The following is a 17,757-nucleotide window of genomic DNA, read 5'->3' as shown; positions in this document are numbered from 1 at the left end:
GAGTATACACAATGATTGATTATGAAATTGTACGTGTTATCTGGTGGATTCTGATTAGTGTTGTATTAATCGGTTTTGTTGTCACAGATGGCTTTGATATGGGGGTGGGGATTTTACTACCATTTATTGGCAAAACTGATACTGAACGACGTATTATGATTAATGCTATTGCTCCTCATTGGGATGGTAATCAAGTTTGGTTAATCACGGCAGGTGCAGGGATATTTGCGGCTTGGCCTATGGCATATGCTGCATCGTTTTCTGGCTTTTATATTGCAATGATTCTAGTGCTTTGTGCATTGTTTTTTAGACCTATTGGTTTTGACTATCGTAGTAAGCTTGAAAATTCTAAGTGGCGTAGCTTATGGGATGGTGGAATTTTTGTTGGCAGCTTTGTACCCGCCCTTGTATTTGGTGTTGCTTTTGGTAATTTATTACAAGGGGTTCCCTTTAAGTTCGATAATGCCTATCGTGTTTTTTATATGGGTAACTTTTTTGGTTTACTTAACCCGTTTGCAATTTTAGTTGGTGTTGTTAGTTTAATGTTATTTGTTGCACATGGTGGTGCTTGGTTACAAATGAAAACATCAGGTGAACTTTATTTAAGAGCCAGAAAGGCTACACAAATTTCTAATCTAATTATGTTGATTGCTTTTGTATTAGCCGGTGTTTGGGTAACTTTTGGTATTCATGGTTATGAAGTAACTAGTGTTATTGATTATAATGCAACTTCACATCCTTTGAGTAAAACAGTAACGACAGATGCGTCATGGCTAACTAATTATATTAATTATCCTATTTTATGGATAGTACCTATTTTAGGGATGGTATTTCCAGTATTGAATATTATTTGTTCTGGTTTAAATAAAAATGCCCTAGTATTTATTTTATCAATTTTAACTATTGCGTGTGTATTGTTTACTTATGGTATTGCAACATTCCCGTTCATTATGCCATCTAGTATCATGCCTAATGCAAGTTTGACTATATGGGACGCCTCATCGAGTCAGTTAACACTTAATATTATGTTTATTGTTGTTTTGATCTTCTTGCCGATAGTTCTTTCATATACTATTTGGTCTTATATCAAAATGTTTGGAAGACTTGATAAAAATCATATCGAGAATAATAAACATTCTCTTTATTAAGGAATAATTATGTATTATGTTTTATGGTTTGTAGGAATTATTGCTGTTTGCATGCTTGCTGTTATTACTGGACTTAGATTCGAACATATAAATAATGAAAGTGAATCTGGCAAAAAGTAAAAATAGAATCTTAAGGTGGTTAAAGGCCACCTCTTTCAGTTAAGTTGTTTATCATGGTAAATGATAATTGATTTCATTTGAGTGATTTTATATCATAATGCAGTTGAATTCATATTCAGATATAATGGCACACTAATTAATTGATATGAAATTTGAATATGAAAGAATTCTATTGGAATGCACGAGTCTACTATGAAGATACTGATGCGGGCGGTGTGGTATATCACGCTCGCTATCTTGCTTTTTTTGAGCGAGCACGTACAGAAATATTAAGACAACTTGATATTAATCAGCAAAAGTTATTACAAGAAGGTATTGCTTTTGTGGTTAAAAAGATGGATATTAGCTACCTATTTCCAGCCCGGTTAGATGATATGCTAACTATTAGTAGTAAAGTTGAGCAAATACGCAAAGCGTCAATTATTTTTAAGCAGACTATTTATAATCAACATAAGCAGCTAATTAGCACTGCTGATGTGGTTATTGCGTGTGTAGATATTACTAAAATGAAGCCGTGTGGGCTTCCGAAGTTATTAGTTTTGGAGTTTAAATAAGTGGAAAATCTGAATATTATTGATTTGTTTTTACAAGCAGGTCTTTTAGTGCAAGGTGTTATGTTATTGTTACTTACGTTTTCTGTAATGTCGTGGGCTATAATATTTCAACGAAGTAAACTATTAAGTCAAGCTAGAAAACAAATTGAACAATTTGATAATAGCTTTTGGGCAGCAGATGATTTAAATGTTTTATTTGATAAAGCAAAATATAATAAAGAACAAATTTGTGGAACAGAGCATATTTTTTATTCAGGTTTTAAGGAGTTTTCTCGCTTATATCAAATCAATCCCAATATGTCAGAAGCTGCATTAGATGGTGCATCTCGTGCTATGCGTTTGGCAATGAATCGTGAACTTGACAACTTAGAACTGCATATTCCTTTTTTGGGGACAGTTGGTTCAATTAGTCCTTATATTGGTTTATTCGGTACTGTTTGGGGAATTATGCATGCGTTCATTTCTCTTGGGGCGGTAAAACAAGCAACATTACAAATGGTTGCACCAGGGATTGCCGAAGCATTAATTGCTACTGCTATTGGTTTATTTGCAGCTATTCCGGCTGTACTGGCATTTAATCGTTTATCATTGAAAGTTAGCAGAATAGAACAAAATTATCTTAATTTTATTGATGAATTTTCTGCTATTTTACAACGTCAAGCTGTTGCAGTTAGGAAGTAATTATGAGTAGACGTTCACGTTATTCAACTAAGTCAGAAATCAATATCGTACCTTTACTCGATGTATTATTGGTATTAGTGCTTATTTTTATGGCGACAGCACCTATTATAAGTCAAAGTGTTGAAGTTGATTTACCTGAAGCATCTGAATCACAAACTGTTTCTCCTTCAGAAAATAAACCAATTATTATTGAAGTATCGGATATTGGAATATATGCTTTAATAATAGATCAAGATCGTCAAGCTAATTTACCACAGGAACAAATCGTTGCTGAGGTAAAACAACAATTAGCGCTTAATGAAAAAGCGGTTTTTTTAGTAGGTGGAGCGAAAAATGTTCCTTATGAAGAAATTATCAAAGCCTTGAATTTATTACAATCTGCAGGTGTTAAATCTGTTGGATTAATGACTCAACCAATTTAAATACCATAACAAATATTAAAAATGTCAGCAATGTCTTACAAGTCAAACTCAAAGTTAAGTCTGCCAATAACTGTATCTATTATTTTACATTTAGTGTTAATTGCTATTTTGAGTTATAAAGCAATGCACAATAATGATGCAAGTTATGGTAGTTTAAATGGGCAATCTATTGATGCTATTATGGTTGACCCATCAGTCATGACAGAGCAATATCAGCGACAATTACAGAATAAAGTGAGTCAACAGAAGGCAGAGCAGCAAAGACAGCAGCAGTTAGATAAACAGACTAAACAATTGCAAGAAAAACAGCTAGCAGAGCAGCAACGTCTCAAAGAATTAGAAAAAGAACGTTTAAAATTGGCTGAACAACAAAGACAAGAGCAGGAAAAGCTAGCTAAAGAAGCCGCTGAAAAAGCGGAGAGAGAAAAAGAAGCAGCCGAAAAAGCGGCTAAAGAAGCCGCTGAAATTGCAGCAAGAGAAAAAGAAGCAGCCGAAAAAGCAGCTAAAGAAGCCGCTGAAATTGCAGCAAGAGAAAAAGAAGCAGCCGAAAAAGCGGCTAAAGAAGCCGCTGAAAAAGCGGAGAGAGAAAAAGAAGCAGCCGAAAAAGCGGCTAAAGAAGCCGCTGAAAAAGCCGCTGAAAAAGCCGCGAGAGAAAAAGAAGCTGCAGATAAAGCCGCAAAAGAAAAAGCGGCAATAGAAAAGGAAGCTAAACAAGCGGCTGATAGAGAAGCGAGAGAAAAAGCGGCGAGAGAAAAAGAAGCTAAACAAGCAGCAGAAAGAGCTGCGAGAGAAAAAGCGGCAATAGAAAAAGCAGAAAAAGCCGCCAAAGAAGCAGCAGATAGAGTTGCGAAAGAAAAAACAACAGAAGTAAAAGACACTGAAAAAACTGCAATAGATAAAGAAGCAGCCGAAAAAGCGGCTAAAGAAGCCGCTGAAAAAGCCGCGAAAGAAAAAGCAGCCAAAAGAAAAGCGGCAGAGAGTGCAAAAAATGATAAAGTAATTAATGATCTTTTAGGTGGATTAACGTCTAGCAAACCTAACTCTTCAGGCAAGACCGCCAGTCGGAAAGGTGTATCTGATGGAGAGTTGAACAAATATCAATCTTTGGTAAAAAACGCAATAAGTAATAAATTCATTAATCCAAATAAATTATATAGTGGTAAAGTTTGCTATTTAAAAATTCAGATTGCTCCTGATGGCTTATTATTAGATGTGGTAGCTCAAGGTGGCGATCCGGCTTTATGTCGGGAAGCTATTTCTGCTACTAAATTGGCAATTATTCCTAAACCATCAAGTGCTTTTTATGACGAAGTTAAAATAATGAATATTGAATTTCAACCAAATTAATAATTAGTCTATCTCATTTTTGAAACGACAATATCAAAATAACCTAACACGGCTTTACAATAAAAAAAATCCTCAATATATTTGAATAAATATGTTGAAAATAGGTTAATCATCCCAATATTACCTCTATTCATTCCCAATAAAGTTATTTAGTAAGAGAAGGAGCAGAATATGACAACAATTGTTAGTGTTCGTCGTGAAGGGCAAGTTGTTATCGGCGGTGATGGTCAAGTCACCCTTGGTGAACGTATTATTATGAAAGGTAATGCGCGTAAAGTTCGCCGTTTATACAATAATAAAGTGATTGCAGGATTTGCCGGTGGAACTGCTGATGCTTTTACCCTTTTTGAATTATTTGAACGCAAACTTGAAATGCACCAAGGGCATTTAACTAAGTCAGCAGTAGAGCTTGCTAAAGATTGGCGAACAGACAGAATGTTGCGTAAATTAGAAGCCTTACTTGCTGTAGCAGATGAAAGTGCATCATTAATCATTACTGGTACAGGTGATGTTATTCAACCAGAAGATGATTTAATTGCTATTGGTTCAGGTGGTCCATATGCACAAGCCGCAGCTCGAGCTCTGCTTGATAATACGTCGTTATCTGCACATGATATTGTGCAAAAATCTTTATCGATTGCTGGTGATATTTGTGTTTATACTAATAATTTCCAAACAATCGAAGAACTCAATTATTAATTAATCCGATTAAGAGAAAATAAATTATGTCTGAAATGACTCCTCGCGAAATTGTAAGCGAACTAAACCAACATATTATTGGACAAGATAAAGCGAAACGTTCTGTTGCTATTGCATTACGTAATCGATGGCGTCGTATGCAACTTGATGAAGCTTTGCGCCATGAAGTTACCCCGAAAAATATACTCATGATTGGTCCAACAGGTGTTGGTAAAACAGAAATAGCAAGGCGTTTAGCAAAATTAGCTCATGCACCATTTATTAAAGTAGAAGCAACAAAATTTACTGAGGTAGGTTATGTAGGTAAGGAAGTTGATTCAATTATTCGCGATCTAACTGATTCGGCCGTAAAAATGATTCGACAAGAAGCAATCGAAAAAAATCGTAATCGCGCTGAAGAACTCGCTGAAGATCGCATATTAGATGTACTAGTTCCACCGGCAAAAGATGGTTGGGGACAAATTGAAAATAACACTGACTCTACCGCTAGACAAGCATTTAGAAAAAAATTACGCGAAGGCGAGCTTGATGAAAAAGAGATTGAAATTGAAATAGCTGGCATAAATATAGGTGTAGAAATTATGGCTCCTCCAGGCATGGAAGAGATGACTAACCAGTTACAATCTATGTTTCAAAATCTTGGCGGCCAAAAAACTAAGCCTCGTAAAATGAAAATTAAAGATGCTTTGAAACAATTGATTGAAGAAGAAGCAGCTAAACTTGTTAATCCTGATGATCTCAAACGTGAAGCAGTTGAAGCGGTTGAACAAAATGGAATTGTCTTTATTGATGAAATAGACAAAGTTTGTAAACGTGGTAACTCATCCGGACCAGATGTGTCTAGAGAAGGTGTTCAGCGCGATCTATTACCATTAGTCGAAGGTTGCACTGTATCAACTAAACATGGTTCGGTGAAAACAGATCATATTCTATTTATTGCTTCTGGTGCGTTCCAAACGGCAAGCCCATCAGATTTAATTCCTGAACTTCAAGGGCGTTTGCCAATTCGAGTTGAGTTACAAGCATTAACTAGTGAAGATTTTGAGCGCATATTAACTGAACCAAATGCTTCACTTACAGTTCAATATAAAGCACTGTTAGCAACTGAAGGGGTAAATATTGATTTTACTCAAGATGGTATACGTAAAATTGCCGAATCAGCTTGGCAGGTTAATGAGCAAAATGAAAATATTGGTGCTCGTAGATTACATACAGTATTAGAACGGTTAATGGAAGAAGTGTCATTTGAAGCCAGTGAGCTTGACGGACAAACTATTACTATAGATGCTAAATATGTTGGTGATCATTTAGATAAACTGGTAGCTGATGAGGATCTGAGTAAATTTATTTTATAATTCCTTCAAACATCCACATTAATAAAGTAAAAAGGTGAGTTAAACTCACCTTTTTTTATAATCATTTACAAGTTAACGAATTTTGATATCCGATTAATATAGGTATATTAATTTTAATTAATAATTACCTATTTACCTAACAGTCCACCTAAAATATCGATAGCTTTTTGTTTAGACTTAGATTTTGAATTATTTTTAGAATCTTGATGTTCAAGTTTATTTCGTAGTTTATCTAAACCTTGTTGCAATTTATTATCAAATAAATCCTTGACTAATTTATTCATGTCAATTTGGTAACTAAGATTAGTAAATTGTCCATAAATACGTAGTGGAATAGTTAATTGTTGAAGTTTTGCAATAGTTTCGCTTTTACCATTCCAACCACCTAACATTTTAATGTTTAAGTTGACGTCTAGGTCCTTTTTAATCATACCAACATGCCCTGAACCATCAATCACATCGAGTGTTTCGGAATTGGCGGTTAATGAAGTGAGTTGCATATTGCCATTAGATAGATTGGCATTAGCCGCAATTTTATGAAATTCAGTATATTTTTTGCGATCTTCAGCTGTCGCGATATCTTTGGTAAATTGTTTGGCAGCATTTTCAATGATATCGGGAATATTAATATTGTTTAATCTGGCATTTGTTACTGTAACAGCCATATTACCCTGCAAATTTTCTAATAATTTAGATGTTGTCAAGTTATTTAGGACGAGATTTCCTGTTGCATTAAATAACCCTTCTAAATCATTTGAAACTTCTATTTTGCTAAAAAAATCATTTAAATCGATATTAGTAATTTTAGTGTTCAACTTAATTTGAGCATTTTTTTGCTTACCATTGGCTGATCCTGTTGTTGCAATATGTCCTTTGGCAAAGTTGAAACTCATGTCATTAAATGTTGCTATCCCATCGTTGTTAACGATGTCAATGTTAATGTCGTTTAATACGATTTTGTTGGCAGTTAATTGTTTGATGTTTAACTTAGTGTTAGCATTAAAACTATTAAGAAAACTAAGTTCATTAGCTGTATTGGTAACATTCGATACCACTGGTTTAGTTTGCTGAATAGTGACATTGTCATTCGATTTTTCTTTTGGTTTTAAAAACGGAGTCAAGTCAATGTTATTTGAATTAAGTTGTAAATCGGCATAAGGTTTTTTATCGAGGTTGACATTAATCATACCTGAAAAATTATTATCATTAACTGAAAAAGTCAGATCTTTACTTTTTAGTATAGATGGACTTTGCTGATAATCAAATACTCCATTTATAGTCCCTTGTAGTTTCCCTGTAGCTATAGACGGTGCTTTATAGGTATAATCAAATTTGTTTATTGTAATTTTTGTATTTGCCGGAAACTGAGCTAAATCGACATCAGCTTTTACAGAGTAAAAAAGATCTTGTTGATTTCGATCAATATTCCCATTCAAATCAATGGTAACTTTCTTATTCGCATCTTGTTCAATTACTAGATTAATGTCTCTAAAATTAATTAGATCGTCATTATGTTGTAGTACAACAGTACTATCACTAACTTCAAATTTGTTTAATGTAAAAGTCCAATCTGATGATTTTTTTTGTTCATCTGGTTTTGGATTTTGATTGTTTGTCGTATTTGTGGTGTTATTTTCGTTATTTTTACTGACTTTTCCTTTACTGTTGTTAGTGAAATTAATCACCGCAGATTTAACAAAGACATTTTTGACGGATAATTTTTTTGAAAATAAAGGCAATAACTCAACATCAAGTCGCATATTATCAGCGAGTAAAATTGGTTTTTCCGCACCTGTGTCATAAAGTTTAACCGAATCAGTTAGTATGCTCACTTGTGGCCATATATGCCAACGTAAATCCCCTTCAATCGTTAACTCATAACCGGTTTTGTCTTTGACCGTATCAGAAATAAATCCTCTAAAATTATTAGGATCAACAAAAACGATCAATGAGACGATACAGATAGTTATTAATAGAATTAAAACAAAGAGGGTAACCAATATTTTTTTGATCATATTAATGTTCCTTTATAAAGGTAATAAACTATTTTAGTCTTTATCAATACGACTGGCGACAGCGCCTTGTTGGTCTTTGTATTTTGCATCCAGACGACGATTGTAAGGTCTGATTGCAGGGTTGGTTAGTGTTTCAAAGCTCAGAGCCCCAATTGTCATACCGGGTCTAAGAGCTAATGGAATTTTACCCGAGTTAAAAAATTCTAACACAATTTGACCTTGCCAACCAGGATCAATCCGATGCGCTGTTACATGAACCATAAGACCAAGTCGTGCTAAGGAGGATCTACCATCTAACCACCCAACTAAATTATCTGGAATGGTGACTGATTCTAATGTCACCGCTAAAGCTAACTCTCCTGGATGGAGATAAAAAGCCTCTTTTTCACTAAGCACTATTTCTTCGCTCATTACGCGTTCCAAAACTGCAGATACTTCTTCTTTTGGTCCACTTAAATCTATATAAGGGGTAGTATGCTCTTTGAAAGTTCTAAATTGGTTACCTAATCGTACATCAACAGTCACCCCATTGATACAACTTGATGCCGGCTGAGGTGTTATTTTCAGTTTACCACTGCGTAAATAGGCTTCAATATCTTGATCGCAAAGTCTCATGAATTATCCTTAAATCTGCTTTTATCGTTTCATTTTAGCAGGTTATATTAATGGCGTCGATGATGTTGATTTAAGGCTTTATTACCCATGCACGACCGTAGTGGTTATAATAACCAGCTACTTTTCCTGATTTATCACCGACACCCAGATAAAGATCAAAATGTTGACCTTTAATAGCGCCACCTACGTCAAGCGCGACCATTAAACGTGTTTCTCGTCTACCACGATAACGACCATCGTTATCTAAAAGTGGCACATCAACTAATACCACTGAACCAGTTGGAATCAATGATTTATCAGATGCTAGCGATGCGTTTGCCACTAAAGGTACTGCCGCCGCACCTTTTACTTCGGCGTTATATTGCGGTTTAAAAAACACAAATGAACGATTTTGAATTAATAATGCTTTGAGTTGCTTTTCTCTTTTATTTTTCGCCCACTCTCTTATCGATTGTATTGACATATTTTCTTTTTTTATTTCACCTTGTTCAACAAGCAATCGTCCTATACTTGAATAGCTATGACCATTTTTACCACCATAACTGAAAAAAACTAATGGGTTACCATCTTCAAAATCAATGTAAGCACTACCTTGTACTTCCATGATAAAATTATCCATCAAAGAGTTAGTATATGCTAGTTCAAGTCCTTTGTTAGCTAAAGCACCATTATAAATTTGTTCACGGGTTGGTAAGCGTTTTTTAGTTTGGTTTGGCATTGCATAAATGGGATATTTAAATTCGGCAGTTGGTTGATATCTAGCTTTGATGATTGGGGTATAATAACCGGTTAAATGTACATTACCAAAGTCATCTTGTCCTGACATTTCATAACTATTTAATCCAACTTTTTTAAACTCATCTGTACCCAATGCACGATTAATCCAGGTATCTATTGCATTATAGATATGCTCGTTTTTAACATATAAAGATGGTGATGCACTCTTAATTTTTGCTACTTGGATGATATAATCTGAAATATTAATAGGAGTAGTGAGTTGGGGATAGTTAATATTCAATGGAGCTGAAAGACGCCCGTCTATGTACTGTTGACCTTGCTTATTAGGCTTAGCCAAATTGCTTTGACAACCGGTTAATAGCGATAAAATCAATAATATACATAAAACATAAAAACGAGAATAAAGGTGATTTTCTTTCATATTAGTTGTTAATAAAATAAATAATTGAATTTAGGCAGTTATGCTACACTCTTCTATTATAAGAAACTACCAATAATTAGTATGTTACTATAAAAAGTTTTCATAACAATTCAGCTTGCGATTTGATACTTTAATCTTTATAGTCCTATATTCTTATATAAACTTGAGAAATGTTAAAAAGAAAGGTAATAATAAAGATGGGCGTTACAAATTCAAATCATGATCTTAAGCGAAATCTCTCCAACCGACATATTCAGTTAATTGCAATTAGTGGCGCGATTGGTACTGGTTTATTTATGGGATCTGGTAAGACAATTAGTCTAGCTGGACCATCTATTATTTTTGTCTATATGATTATAGGTTTTATCTTGTTTTTTGTTATGCGTGCAATGGGGGAAATCCTACTTTCAAATTTACACTACAAATCTTTTAGTGATTTTGCCACTGACTTATTAGGGCCTTGGGCTGGATTTTTTACCGGCTGGACTTATTGGTTTTGCTGGGTTATTACTGGTATAGCTGATGTAATAGCTATTGCTGGTTATGCACAACATTGGTTTGACGATTTACAAGCATGGATCCCCATGTTTTTGACAATTGCGGTATTATTAATATTAAATTTATTAACCGTAAGAATGTTCGGTGAGACAGAATTTTGGTTTTCAATGATTAAAATTATTGCGATTTTGGCGTTGATTATTATTGGTCTTGGATTAATTTTTACCTCATTTCATTCTGAACAAACTAATACTACAGCAGCGTTTTCGAATCTTTGGGAGTATGGCGGTTTCTTTCCTCATGGTAGTATGGGTTTTTTTGCTGGCTTTCAGATAGCTATTTTTGCTTTTGTAGGTATTGAGTTAGTAGGCACAACCGCTGCCGAAACAGTAAATCCTAATAAAAACTTACCTAGAGCAATCAACTCTGTGCCAGCACGTATCATCTTTTTTTATGTGTTTTCTTTAATTATCATTATGAGTGTAACCCCATGGAATGTTATTTCACCAAATAATAGCCCATTTGTTGATTTATTTACATTAATAGGTTTACCCGCTGCTGCAAATATTATTAATTTTGTAGTGCTTACATCGGCTGCATCGTCGGCAAATAGTGGGATTTATTCAACCAGTCGCATGTTATTTGGGTTAGCTAAAAAACAAGATGCACCAGCGCGTTTTGGTAAACTATCAAATAGCTCAGTTCCTGCCAATGGTTTATTATTTTCCTGTTCTTGCCTTTTAGGTGGCGTTGTTCTGATTTACTTAGTTCCGAATGTAATTGCAGCATTTACCATAGTAACTACGATATCTGCAATTTTATTTATGTTTATTTGGTCGATGATTCTTATCTCTTATATTGTTTACCGCTTTAAAAGAAAACAATTACATCAGCAATCCCAATTTAAAATGCCCGGTGGTATTTTAATGTGTTTGGTGTGTTTGGCATTTTTTGTCTTTGTAATTGTATTACTTACTTTTGAAACGGATACTTGCCAAGCTTTAATGGCAACACCAATTTGGTTTGTTATTCTAGGTATAAACTATTATTTTCGTTCATTAAAACGTAAAAAAAGTTAATAAATAATGGCAGGGCATTCCCTGCCAAATTATATTCAGTGGTTTGTTAACATTACTAATTGTTCTTTTCTGGCCAAATAAAACTAGCGATGATTCCGAGCATTAATATGCCTAATACTATGTAAAGGCTGGTAATTGGGCTAATATCGATGCCGTAACCAAACAGATGGTAACTAGCATTTAAAGCTAATTTGATAGCAATAAAAAATAGTAAGCAGATAACAGCCTTTCCTAAATGAACAAGATATTGTTTCATTGCTTCTAGTACAAAGTACATTGTTCTTAGCCCTAAAATAGCAAAAATCATGGCACTATAGACAATTAATGGTTCACGGCTAACTGCTATTACAGCCGGTACTGAATCGAAAGCAAACATGACATCACTTAGTTCAATTACCATAGTACATAAAAACAGAGGGGTTGCATATAAAACGCTTTTGGGGATTGTATTAGTTAAATTGTTATTTTCCGATTTGGCAAGTTCAGCATTGAGTTGTTTTTGGCTTAATAGGAAATGGTTACCGACTATTTTAGGGTACGTTGGAAATATACGTTTTGCTATACGATAAGCCAAATGGCGAGAATAGTCTGTTATCTCATCATTATCCTGTTTTTTTAACATCATAATTCCGGTAAAAGCTACAATCAGCGAAAAAACTAACTCCATCCATGCCCCTAAAGATAATAGTCCGGTTCCTATAACAACGAAGATAGCACGGAATATAATAGCACCAATTATTCCCCAATAAAGTATACGATGACGATAATTATTAGGGATAGCGAACCAAGAAAAGAGCGCCATAATTACAAATAAGTTATCAACAGAAAGCGCTTTTTCAAGCACATAACCTGTAATAAACAAACTAGCTATTTCACTGCCGTGATGTAAATATAAATAAAGTGTAAATCCTAAAGCGATAGCAACCCAAAAAAGTGACCAGGCAATAGCATTACTTAAGCTTATGGGTTTATCATTATGGTGTGCATATAGATCAATAATTATTGCAACAAATGCTAATATAATAAACACTAGCACTGTTTCTTGCGGAAAACCCAATGAGCTTTGAATCATATTTAGCCACCTAATTTATAGTTCGTTATAAAATAATTTAACTAGTTGGTTCTACTAATATCAACCTTTTTAAAGAACATGATTATAAAAGTGATTGAGTATATATTGATAGGGGAAACAAAAAAAGATATATTTGATGCCTTTATACAACGGTTTTAATATCATCCTTTTTTGAGCAAATTTTCATGACAAATTTCAGAATATTTATTTTATTTGTTCTTTCTCTTTTTTCGAGTTCATTACTTGCACAATCTGTTGAACATTATATTAGTTCTTTACCAAAAGGTAGTGATTTATCAATTTTAATAAAGTCAGTGGGTAAGAATCCCAAGACGTTAGCGCAATATAAAAGTGATCAGTTTAAACAACCAGCAAGTACCCAGAAGTTAATTACTGCATTAGCTGCTGAGCTTGAGTTGGGTAATGATTATCGTTTTGTCACTCGCATGCAAACTAATGGCTCAATTAGTAATAAACGGTTAAAAGGCGATCTTATTATTCAATTAAGTGGTGATCCTACTTTTAATCGTGAAAGATTGAAAAATATGTTGACATCTTTGCGTCAAAAAGGAGTTGAAAAAATTGTCGGAAATATAATTTTAGATACTTCAATTTTTACTAGCCATGATAAAGCATCGGGTTGGTCTTGGAATAATTTAACTGCTTGTTATAATGCTCCACCATCAGCAGCGAGTATTGATGATAATTGCTTTTATGCCACAATCACACCAGGTAAAGTAGGTGGTAAAGCCACCGTTTCAATAGGTTCAAACTATCCAATTGTACTAACAAGTGATATCAAAACCATTGCAGGGAATAGTAAAGATTTAATTGATAAATATTGTGAATTCGATGTAAGTTATTTACAAAAAAATCATTACCATTTATCTGGTTGTGTTGCTGCTAGTTCTCAAAAAACACCTTTAAAATTTGCAGTAATTGATGGGGTCGCATATTTTTCTTCAATTTTAAAGAAGCAACTCATACAGCAAAAAATAACTTACACTGGTAATATTTTTGAGCGTAATTCAAAAAAAGCGACATCATTAACTTTATTAGCATCAAGTCAATCAGTACCACTGTCTGATTTATTAACTGTAATGTTAAAAAAATCGAATAATCTTTATGCCGATACTATCTTTAGAACATTGGGAGCTCATTATTATAATATTTCCGGTACATGGCGTAATGGTGGTGATGCGGTTAAACAAATTTTACGTAAAAAGGCGGGGATAAATCTTGAAAATTTGGTGATTGCTGATGGTTCAGGATTATCTCGATTAAATTTAGTCAGTGCTGAGAAATTGATGGAGATCTTACAATATATTTCAAATAATAATTCTCGACTAAAAATTATTGAAAAACTCCCTATAGCTGGGGTCGATGGTACCTTACAATATCGTAAAAGTTTTAGTCAGCCTCCATTTAAAGAAGTAATCCGAGCAAAAACGGGTTATATACAAGGTAGTTATAATTTAGCCGGATTTATTCAAAAACCCGATGGTAAATATGTTGCATTTGTGCAACTATTATCCGGATATCATGCTGATAGACAAGGCGAACCGAAAAATAGTGCAATTATGCAATTTGAATCAGAGTTTTATAAAAATTTTATTAATTAATAAATAATCATACTTAATGACATATTTTCAGGTCAGATATTTTATACTGAAACATATACCGGACCTGAAACTTTTTGACAATAGAAGCGATTTTTATAAATTATTACCCAAAAAACCACCACTTTGATGCTTCCAAAGTTGCGCATACAATCCATTTTTCTCTAGAAGTTCTGAATGACTACCTTGCTCAATAATCTTACCTTGGTCAAGTACAATCAATCTATCCATTGCAGCAATAGTCGATAGTCGATGGGCGATAGCAATAACGGTTTTCCCTTCCATTAAGGTGTACAAGCTTTCTTGGATTGCTTGTTCAATTTCAGAATCAAGAGCACTAGTTGCTTCATCTAAAAGTAAAATAGGTGCATTTTTTAAAATGACACGAGCAATGGCGATACGTTGCCGTTGTCCTCCAGATAATTTTATACCTCGCTCACCAACAAATGCATCGTAACCTTTTCTACCATTGGCATCGACTAATGATTGTATAAAGTGATCTGCCTGTGCTTTTTGTGCCGCTTTTATCATCTCTTGTTCAGTGGCAGAATTGTTGCCATAGAGTAGATTTTCTCGCACAGAACGATGCAATAGAGAGGTATCTTGAGTTACCATTCCAATTTGAGCTCGCAAACTTTCTTGAGTAACTGTGGAAATATCTTGTCCATCAATACTGATTTGCCCTTTTTGTAAATCATAAAAACGCAGTAATAAACTGATAAGTGTCGATTTCCCCGCGCCAGAACGGCCCACTAAACCAATTTTTTCACCGGGATTAATGGTTAAATCTAGATCGTCAATCACACCATTGTGAGTTTTTTTATCGTAATTAAAATAGATATGGTTGAATTCAATTTTACCTTGGTTAACTTTTAGTTGCGTAGCATTAGGTAAATCAACAACAGCTTTAGTAACTGAAAAAGTATTAATACCATCTTTAATTACACCAATATTTTCAAATAAGGCGGCTATTTCCCACATGATCCAATGTGATAAACCATTTAGTCGCAGTGCGACCGCTGTTGTTGTGGCAATTGCACCAATTTGTACTAATTGATTCGTCCATAGCCACAATGCTACACCGGTGGTACTTAATATTAATGAAATGGTTAATAAGTGATTCACTATTTCAAAACTGCTCACCAGTCGCATTTGTTTATTGACGGTGACTAAAAAATCATCCATTGATTCTTGTGCATACTTAGCTTCATTACCTGCATGGGAAAATAGTTTTACGGTCATAATATTAGTATAAGCATCGGTTACGCGTCCGGTCATAGTTGAACGAGCGTCAGCTTGCATACTCGCAACTTCACTAAGGCGAGGAATAAAATAAAACATGGCAAGACCATAAATAACGCACCAACCAATGAAGGGGAGTAATAACCAAGACGCTAATTGACCGATTATAGTAGCCATAGTGATAAATGAGATAAGTACAAATATCAAAATATCAGCAATTAAAAAGCAGGTATCCCTGACAGCTAATGCTGTTTGCATGACTTTGGCTGAGATTCTTCCAGCAAATTCATCTTGAAAAAATCGCATGCTTTGATTAAGTACTAATCGATGTAAATTCCATCGCATCCGCATGGGGAAATTTCCAGCCAAGCATTGATGTTTAATGATCGTTTGTAATCCAACTATTAATGTGCTCGCTAAGATAACTAATGCTAATAACATTAGTGTGCCTTTTTCTTGTTGCCAAAACTTGTCCGGTTCAACAACAGCAAGCCAATCAACAATTTTACCGAGCGCGGCAAATAAAAACGCTTCAAAAGCGCCACCTATAGCGCTCAGTATTATTAGTAAAAATATAAAAAGGCGGATACCTTTAGTTGATTGATAAATAAAGCTAAAGATATTTTTAGCTGTCGGTTGTGGCTCATCTTTAGGGTAAGGTGATACCATTTTTTCAAAAAATCGATACATAACATACCTAATTTATTATTAAAGATTGTTCATTGATAATTTTATCAATGACATTAAAAAGCGAGGGGGAGTGCCACAAAGCTTAATGTCTTATTAGCACCAAAAAATTTATGTAAAAATTTTAAATTTTAGCCACTTGTATTTCTACCTGTTATTGCTGAAGTTATCCAAAAGGATTGGAGGGAAATGTTAGATTAATTTTCCCTCACTCGATTGATTATATATTGAAAGGTGATCTATAGCTATTAATTAGGCTAAAAAACATCTTTAATAATTTGCACAACACGACCAACAATATGGTATTTTTCAAAATCAGTTTTCGGTACTTCAAGAGTGGGATATTGGTTATTATTACAAATTAATATCCAACCACCGAGAGTTAAACGAATTCTCCTTAGTAAGGTAATATTGTCATATTCAATTAAATAAATTGCACCATCAACAATATCGGCTATTTCAGTATTAATAATAAGACCGTTATTATTTTTTATTTCAGGCGACATGAGATCACCTTTAGCCCAATAGATAATTAATTTTTTTATATCTAATCCACGGTGAGCAGCCCACCCTTCAACAATTGGGTAATTCATAACTGATGGCGTTTCGCGAATGTAATGTAGTGTTTGCGCTTCTTCTTTAGTCGGTAACTGTTTTTTATAAACCGGAATGCGATAGATATTTTCGTTATAAATATTGTCATCATCTTTTGGGGTTAGCACTTCTAATTTATAACCTGTAGCCAACCAGTTATAAGAGACATTACATTTTTCGGCAATAACTTCTAAACGGGTAAGTGATGGATAGGTTTTGCCAGACAAATAATCTCTAATAACTGTCTCAGACATGTCACATTTTTTAGCAAAAGCAGAAACAGACAAGCCTTGCATCGAGCTATGTAATCTATCTTTAAATGTTTTAACATTTTTGTTTTTGATCATATTCATTTTTTGACTCGTTTTTCCTTTTTTATCCATTGGTTAATTATAGTGCATATTTAATAGATTTTGTACAAATCAATTAGCTGAAAAACGGATATAAGTATGGATTTTTCTTTTTTTTGCGTGGTCATTCGTTTTATATTTGAGTATTTTGAGGTATTTCACGTTTTAAAATGTAGATATATTGGTTTTTAAAATTATTTATTTCTTGTTTTTCTGCTAATATGTTTCTGTTTTACATGACGTATTGTTTTATTTTTAAACGTTTTGCGTTTTTTTATTTTCGGTTTTATTTTTTTTCAATGATATTTTTGCTGTAAAAAAGTACTAAATTCTTTGTTGTGCATTGTTTTTATTTAATTTATTTATTAAGATTGGATGTTTAGTCAATAAATAGTGGGAAAATAAAAACGTTGACTTAACCGGAAAAAAGTGGATAATAAGCAGCGTAAGGATTTTTCATTGTTTTCTTTCCTTATATTCCTTATATTTCATGTTGGCCTG

The 17,757-nt window shown here is 33.9% G+C and carries 16 protein-coding genes; 10 read left to right on the top strand and 6 right to left on the bottom strand.

What is annotated here, in order from left to right; translation table 11 throughout:
- Window positions 1-11: 11 nt before the first annotated feature.
- The 8 genes from cydB to hslU all read left to right on the top strand — a co-directional run bounded on the left by cydB (window position 12) and on the right by hslU (window position 6,326).
- On the top strand, window positions 12-1,148 hold the full coding sequence (gene cydB / locus Q0K76_RS10700) for a cytochrome d ubiquinol oxidase subunit II (protein WP_294615516.1): 1,137 nt from the start codon (window positions 12-14) through the stop codon (window positions 1,146-1,148).
- Window positions 1,149-1,157: 9 nt separating this feature from the next.
- On the top strand, window positions 1,158-1,268 hold the full coding sequence (locus Q0K76_RS13060; protein ID WP_363322474.1) for a cytochrome bd oxidase small subunit, CydX/CbdX family: 111 nt from the start codon (window positions 1,158-1,160) through the stop codon (window positions 1,266-1,268).
- A gap of 158 nt (window positions 1,269-1,426) precedes the next feature.
- The gene (gene ybgC / locus Q0K76_RS10695; RefSeq protein ID WP_294615515.1) at window positions 1,427-1,822 is read left to right on the top strand and encodes a tol-pal system-associated acyl-CoA thioesterase; all 396 of its coding nucleotides are present in this window, start codon (window positions 1,427-1,429) and stop codon (window positions 1,820-1,822) included.
- A complete protein-coding gene (gene tolQ, locus Q0K76_RS10690; protein ID WP_294615514.1) occupies window positions 1,823-2,503 on the top strand; it encodes a protein TolQ in 681 nt (226 codons plus the stop codon). It abuts the gene before it with no gap.
- Window positions 2,504-2,505: 2 nt separating this feature from the next.
- Window positions 2,506-2,925 (top strand): colicin uptake protein TolR, encoded by a 420-nt coding sequence (gene tolR, locus Q0K76_RS10685; protein WP_294615513.1) that lies wholly within the window; start codon window positions 2,506-2,508, stop codon window positions 2,923-2,925.
- A 30-nt stretch (window positions 2,926-2,955) separates the two neighbouring features.
- Window positions 2,956-4,272, top strand: coding sequence for a cell envelope integrity protein TolA (tolA, locus tag Q0K76_RS10680; protein ID WP_294615511.1), 1,317 nt, complete (start codon window positions 2,956-2,958; stop codon window positions 4,270-4,272).
- 171 nt (window positions 4,273-4,443) lie between these two features.
- Window positions 4,444-4,971, top strand: a complete 528-nt coding sequence (hslV, locus tag Q0K76_RS10675; protein ID WP_065556332.1) for an ATP-dependent protease subunit HslV — start codon at window positions 4,444-4,446, stop codon at window positions 4,969-4,971.
- A 26-nt stretch (window positions 4,972-4,997) separates the two neighbouring features.
- The gene (hslU, locus tag Q0K76_RS10670; RefSeq protein WP_294615505.1) at window positions 4,998-6,326 is read left to right on the top strand and encodes an HslU--HslV peptidase ATPase subunit; all 1,329 of its coding nucleotides are present in this window, start codon (window positions 4,998-5,000) and stop codon (window positions 6,324-6,326) included.
- Between the two features lie 128 nt (window positions 6,327-6,454).
- Here hslU and asmA read toward each other — a convergent pair whose 3' ends face one another.
- The 3 genes from asmA to mltA all read right to left on the bottom strand — a co-directional run bounded on the left by asmA (window position 6,455) and on the right by mltA (window position 10,115).
- Window positions 6,455-8,341 carry an outer membrane assembly protein AsmA gene (gene asmA, locus Q0K76_RS10665; protein ID WP_294615502.1) on the bottom strand — a complete coding sequence of 629 codons (1,887 nt, stop codon included), beginning with the start codon at window positions 8,339-8,341 and terminating at the stop codon, window positions 6,455-6,457.
- A gap of 33 nt (window positions 8,342-8,374) precedes the next feature.
- Window positions 8,375-8,956, bottom strand: coding sequence for a dCTP deaminase (dcd, locus tag Q0K76_RS10660; RefSeq protein WP_294615500.1), 582 nt, complete (start codon window positions 8,954-8,956; stop codon window positions 8,375-8,377).
- A 70-nt stretch (window positions 8,957-9,026) separates the two neighbouring features.
- Window positions 9,027-10,115, bottom strand: a complete 1,089-nt coding sequence (gene mltA / locus Q0K76_RS10655) for a murein transglycosylase A (protein WP_294615498.1) — start codon at window positions 10,113-10,115, stop codon at window positions 9,027-9,029.
- Between the two features lie 197 nt (window positions 10,116-10,312).
- On the opposite strand from mltA, the gene cycA reads away from it, so the two are divergent.
- The gene (gene cycA, locus Q0K76_RS10650) at window positions 10,313-11,692 is read left to right on the top strand and encodes a D-serine/D-alanine/glycine transporter (RefSeq protein ID WP_294615496.1); all 1,380 of its coding nucleotides are present in this window, start codon (window positions 10,313-10,315) and stop codon (window positions 11,690-11,692) included.
- A gap of 55 nt (window positions 11,693-11,747) precedes the next feature.
- Here the strand turns inward: cycA and Q0K76_RS10645 are convergent, their stop codons facing one another.
- Window positions 11,748-12,764, bottom strand: a complete 1,017-nt coding sequence (locus Q0K76_RS10645; protein WP_294615494.1) for a TerC/Alx family metal homeostasis membrane protein — start codon at window positions 12,762-12,764, stop codon at window positions 11,748-11,750.
- Window positions 12,765-12,949: 185 nt separating this feature from the next.
- Here Q0K76_RS10645 and dacB point away from each other — a divergent pair, with 185 nt between their 5' ends.
- Entirely contained in the window at window positions 12,950-14,386 is a 1,437-nt protein-coding gene (dacB, locus tag Q0K76_RS10640; protein ID WP_294615492.1) for a serine-type D-Ala-D-Ala carboxypeptidase, read from the top strand.
- 93 nt (window positions 14,387-14,479) lie between these two features.
- Here the strand turns inward: dacB and Q0K76_RS10635 are convergent, their stop codons facing one another.
- On the bottom strand, window positions 14,480-16,315 hold the full coding sequence (locus tag Q0K76_RS10635) for an ABC transporter ATP-binding protein (protein WP_294615490.1): 1,836 nt from the start codon (window positions 16,313-16,315) through the stop codon (window positions 14,480-14,482).
- 254 nt (window positions 16,316-16,569) lie between these two features.
- Window positions 16,570-17,259 carry a LexA family transcriptional regulator gene (locus Q0K76_RS10630; RefSeq protein ID WP_294615488.1) on the bottom strand — a complete coding sequence of 230 codons (690 nt, stop codon included), beginning with the start codon at window positions 17,257-17,259 and terminating at the stop codon, window positions 16,570-16,572.
- Window positions 17,260-17,757: the final 498 nt, after the last annotated feature.

Source organism: uncultured Gilliamella sp., assembly GCA_945271295.1.
In the GTDB taxonomy this organism is placed as follows: domain Bacteria; phylum Pseudomonadota; class Gammaproteobacteria; order Enterobacterales; family Orbaceae; genus Gilliamella.
Note: the sequence above shows the minus strand (reverse complement) of the source record. Positions and strands in the feature narration are given on the sequence as shown.

What these genes read in the sequence shown, in the direction of transcription:
- Q0K76_RS13060 (WP_363322474.1), top strand. Translation starts at nt 1,158, where the DNA reads ATGTATTATGTTTTATGGTTTGTAGGAATTATTGCTGTTTGCATGCTT.
- tolA (WP_294615511.1), top strand. Translation starts at nt 2,956, where the DNA reads ATGTCTTACAAGTCAAACTCAAAGTTAAGTCTGCCAATAACTGTATCT.
- asmA (WP_294615502.1), bottom strand. Translation starts at nt 8,341, where the DNA reads ATGATCAAAAAAATATTGGTTACCCTCTTTGTTTTAATTCTATTAATA.
- ybgC (WP_294615515.1), top strand. Translation starts at nt 1,427, where the DNA reads ATGAAAGAATTCTATTGGAATGCACGAGTCTACTATGAAGATACTGAT.
- mltA (WP_294615498.1), bottom strand. Translation starts at nt 10,115, where the DNA reads ATGAAAGAAAATCACCTTTATTCTCGTTTTTATGTTTTATGTATATTA.
- dacB (WP_294615492.1), top strand. Translation starts at nt 12,950, where the DNA reads ATGACAAATTTCAGAATATTTATTTTATTTGTTCTTTCTCTTTTTTCG.
- cycA (WP_294615496.1), top strand. Translation starts at nt 10,313, where the DNA reads ATGGGCGTTACAAATTCAAATCATGATCTTAAGCGAAATCTCTCCAAC.
- hslU (WP_294615505.1), top strand. Translation starts at nt 4,998, where the DNA reads ATGTCTGAAATGACTCCTCGCGAAATTGTAAGCGAACTAAACCAACAT.
- Q0K76_RS10645 (WP_294615494.1), bottom strand. Translation starts at nt 12,764, where the DNA reads ATGATTCAAAGCTCATTGGGTTTTCCGCAAGAAACAGTGCTAGTGTTT.
- Q0K76_RS10630 (WP_294615488.1), bottom strand. Translation starts at nt 17,259, where the DNA reads ATGAATATGATCAAAAACAAAAATGTTAAAACATTTAAAGATAGATTA.
- tolR (WP_294615513.1), top strand. Translation starts at nt 2,506, where the DNA reads ATGAGTAGACGTTCACGTTATTCAACTAAGTCAGAAATCAATATCGTA.
- hslV (WP_065556332.1), top strand. Translation starts at nt 4,444, where the DNA reads ATGACAACAATTGTTAGTGTTCGTCGTGAAGGGCAAGTTGTTATCGGC.
- Q0K76_RS10635 (WP_294615490.1), bottom strand. Translation starts at nt 16,315, where the DNA reads ATGTATCGATTTTTTGAAAAAATGGTATCACCTTACCCTAAAGATGAG.
- cydB (WP_294615516.1), top strand. Translation starts at nt 12, where the DNA reads ATGATTGATTATGAAATTGTACGTGTTATCTGGTGGATTCTGATTAGT.
- dcd (WP_294615500.1), bottom strand. Translation starts at nt 8,956, where the DNA reads ATGAGACTTTGCGATCAAGATATTGAAGCCTATTTACGCAGTGGTAAA.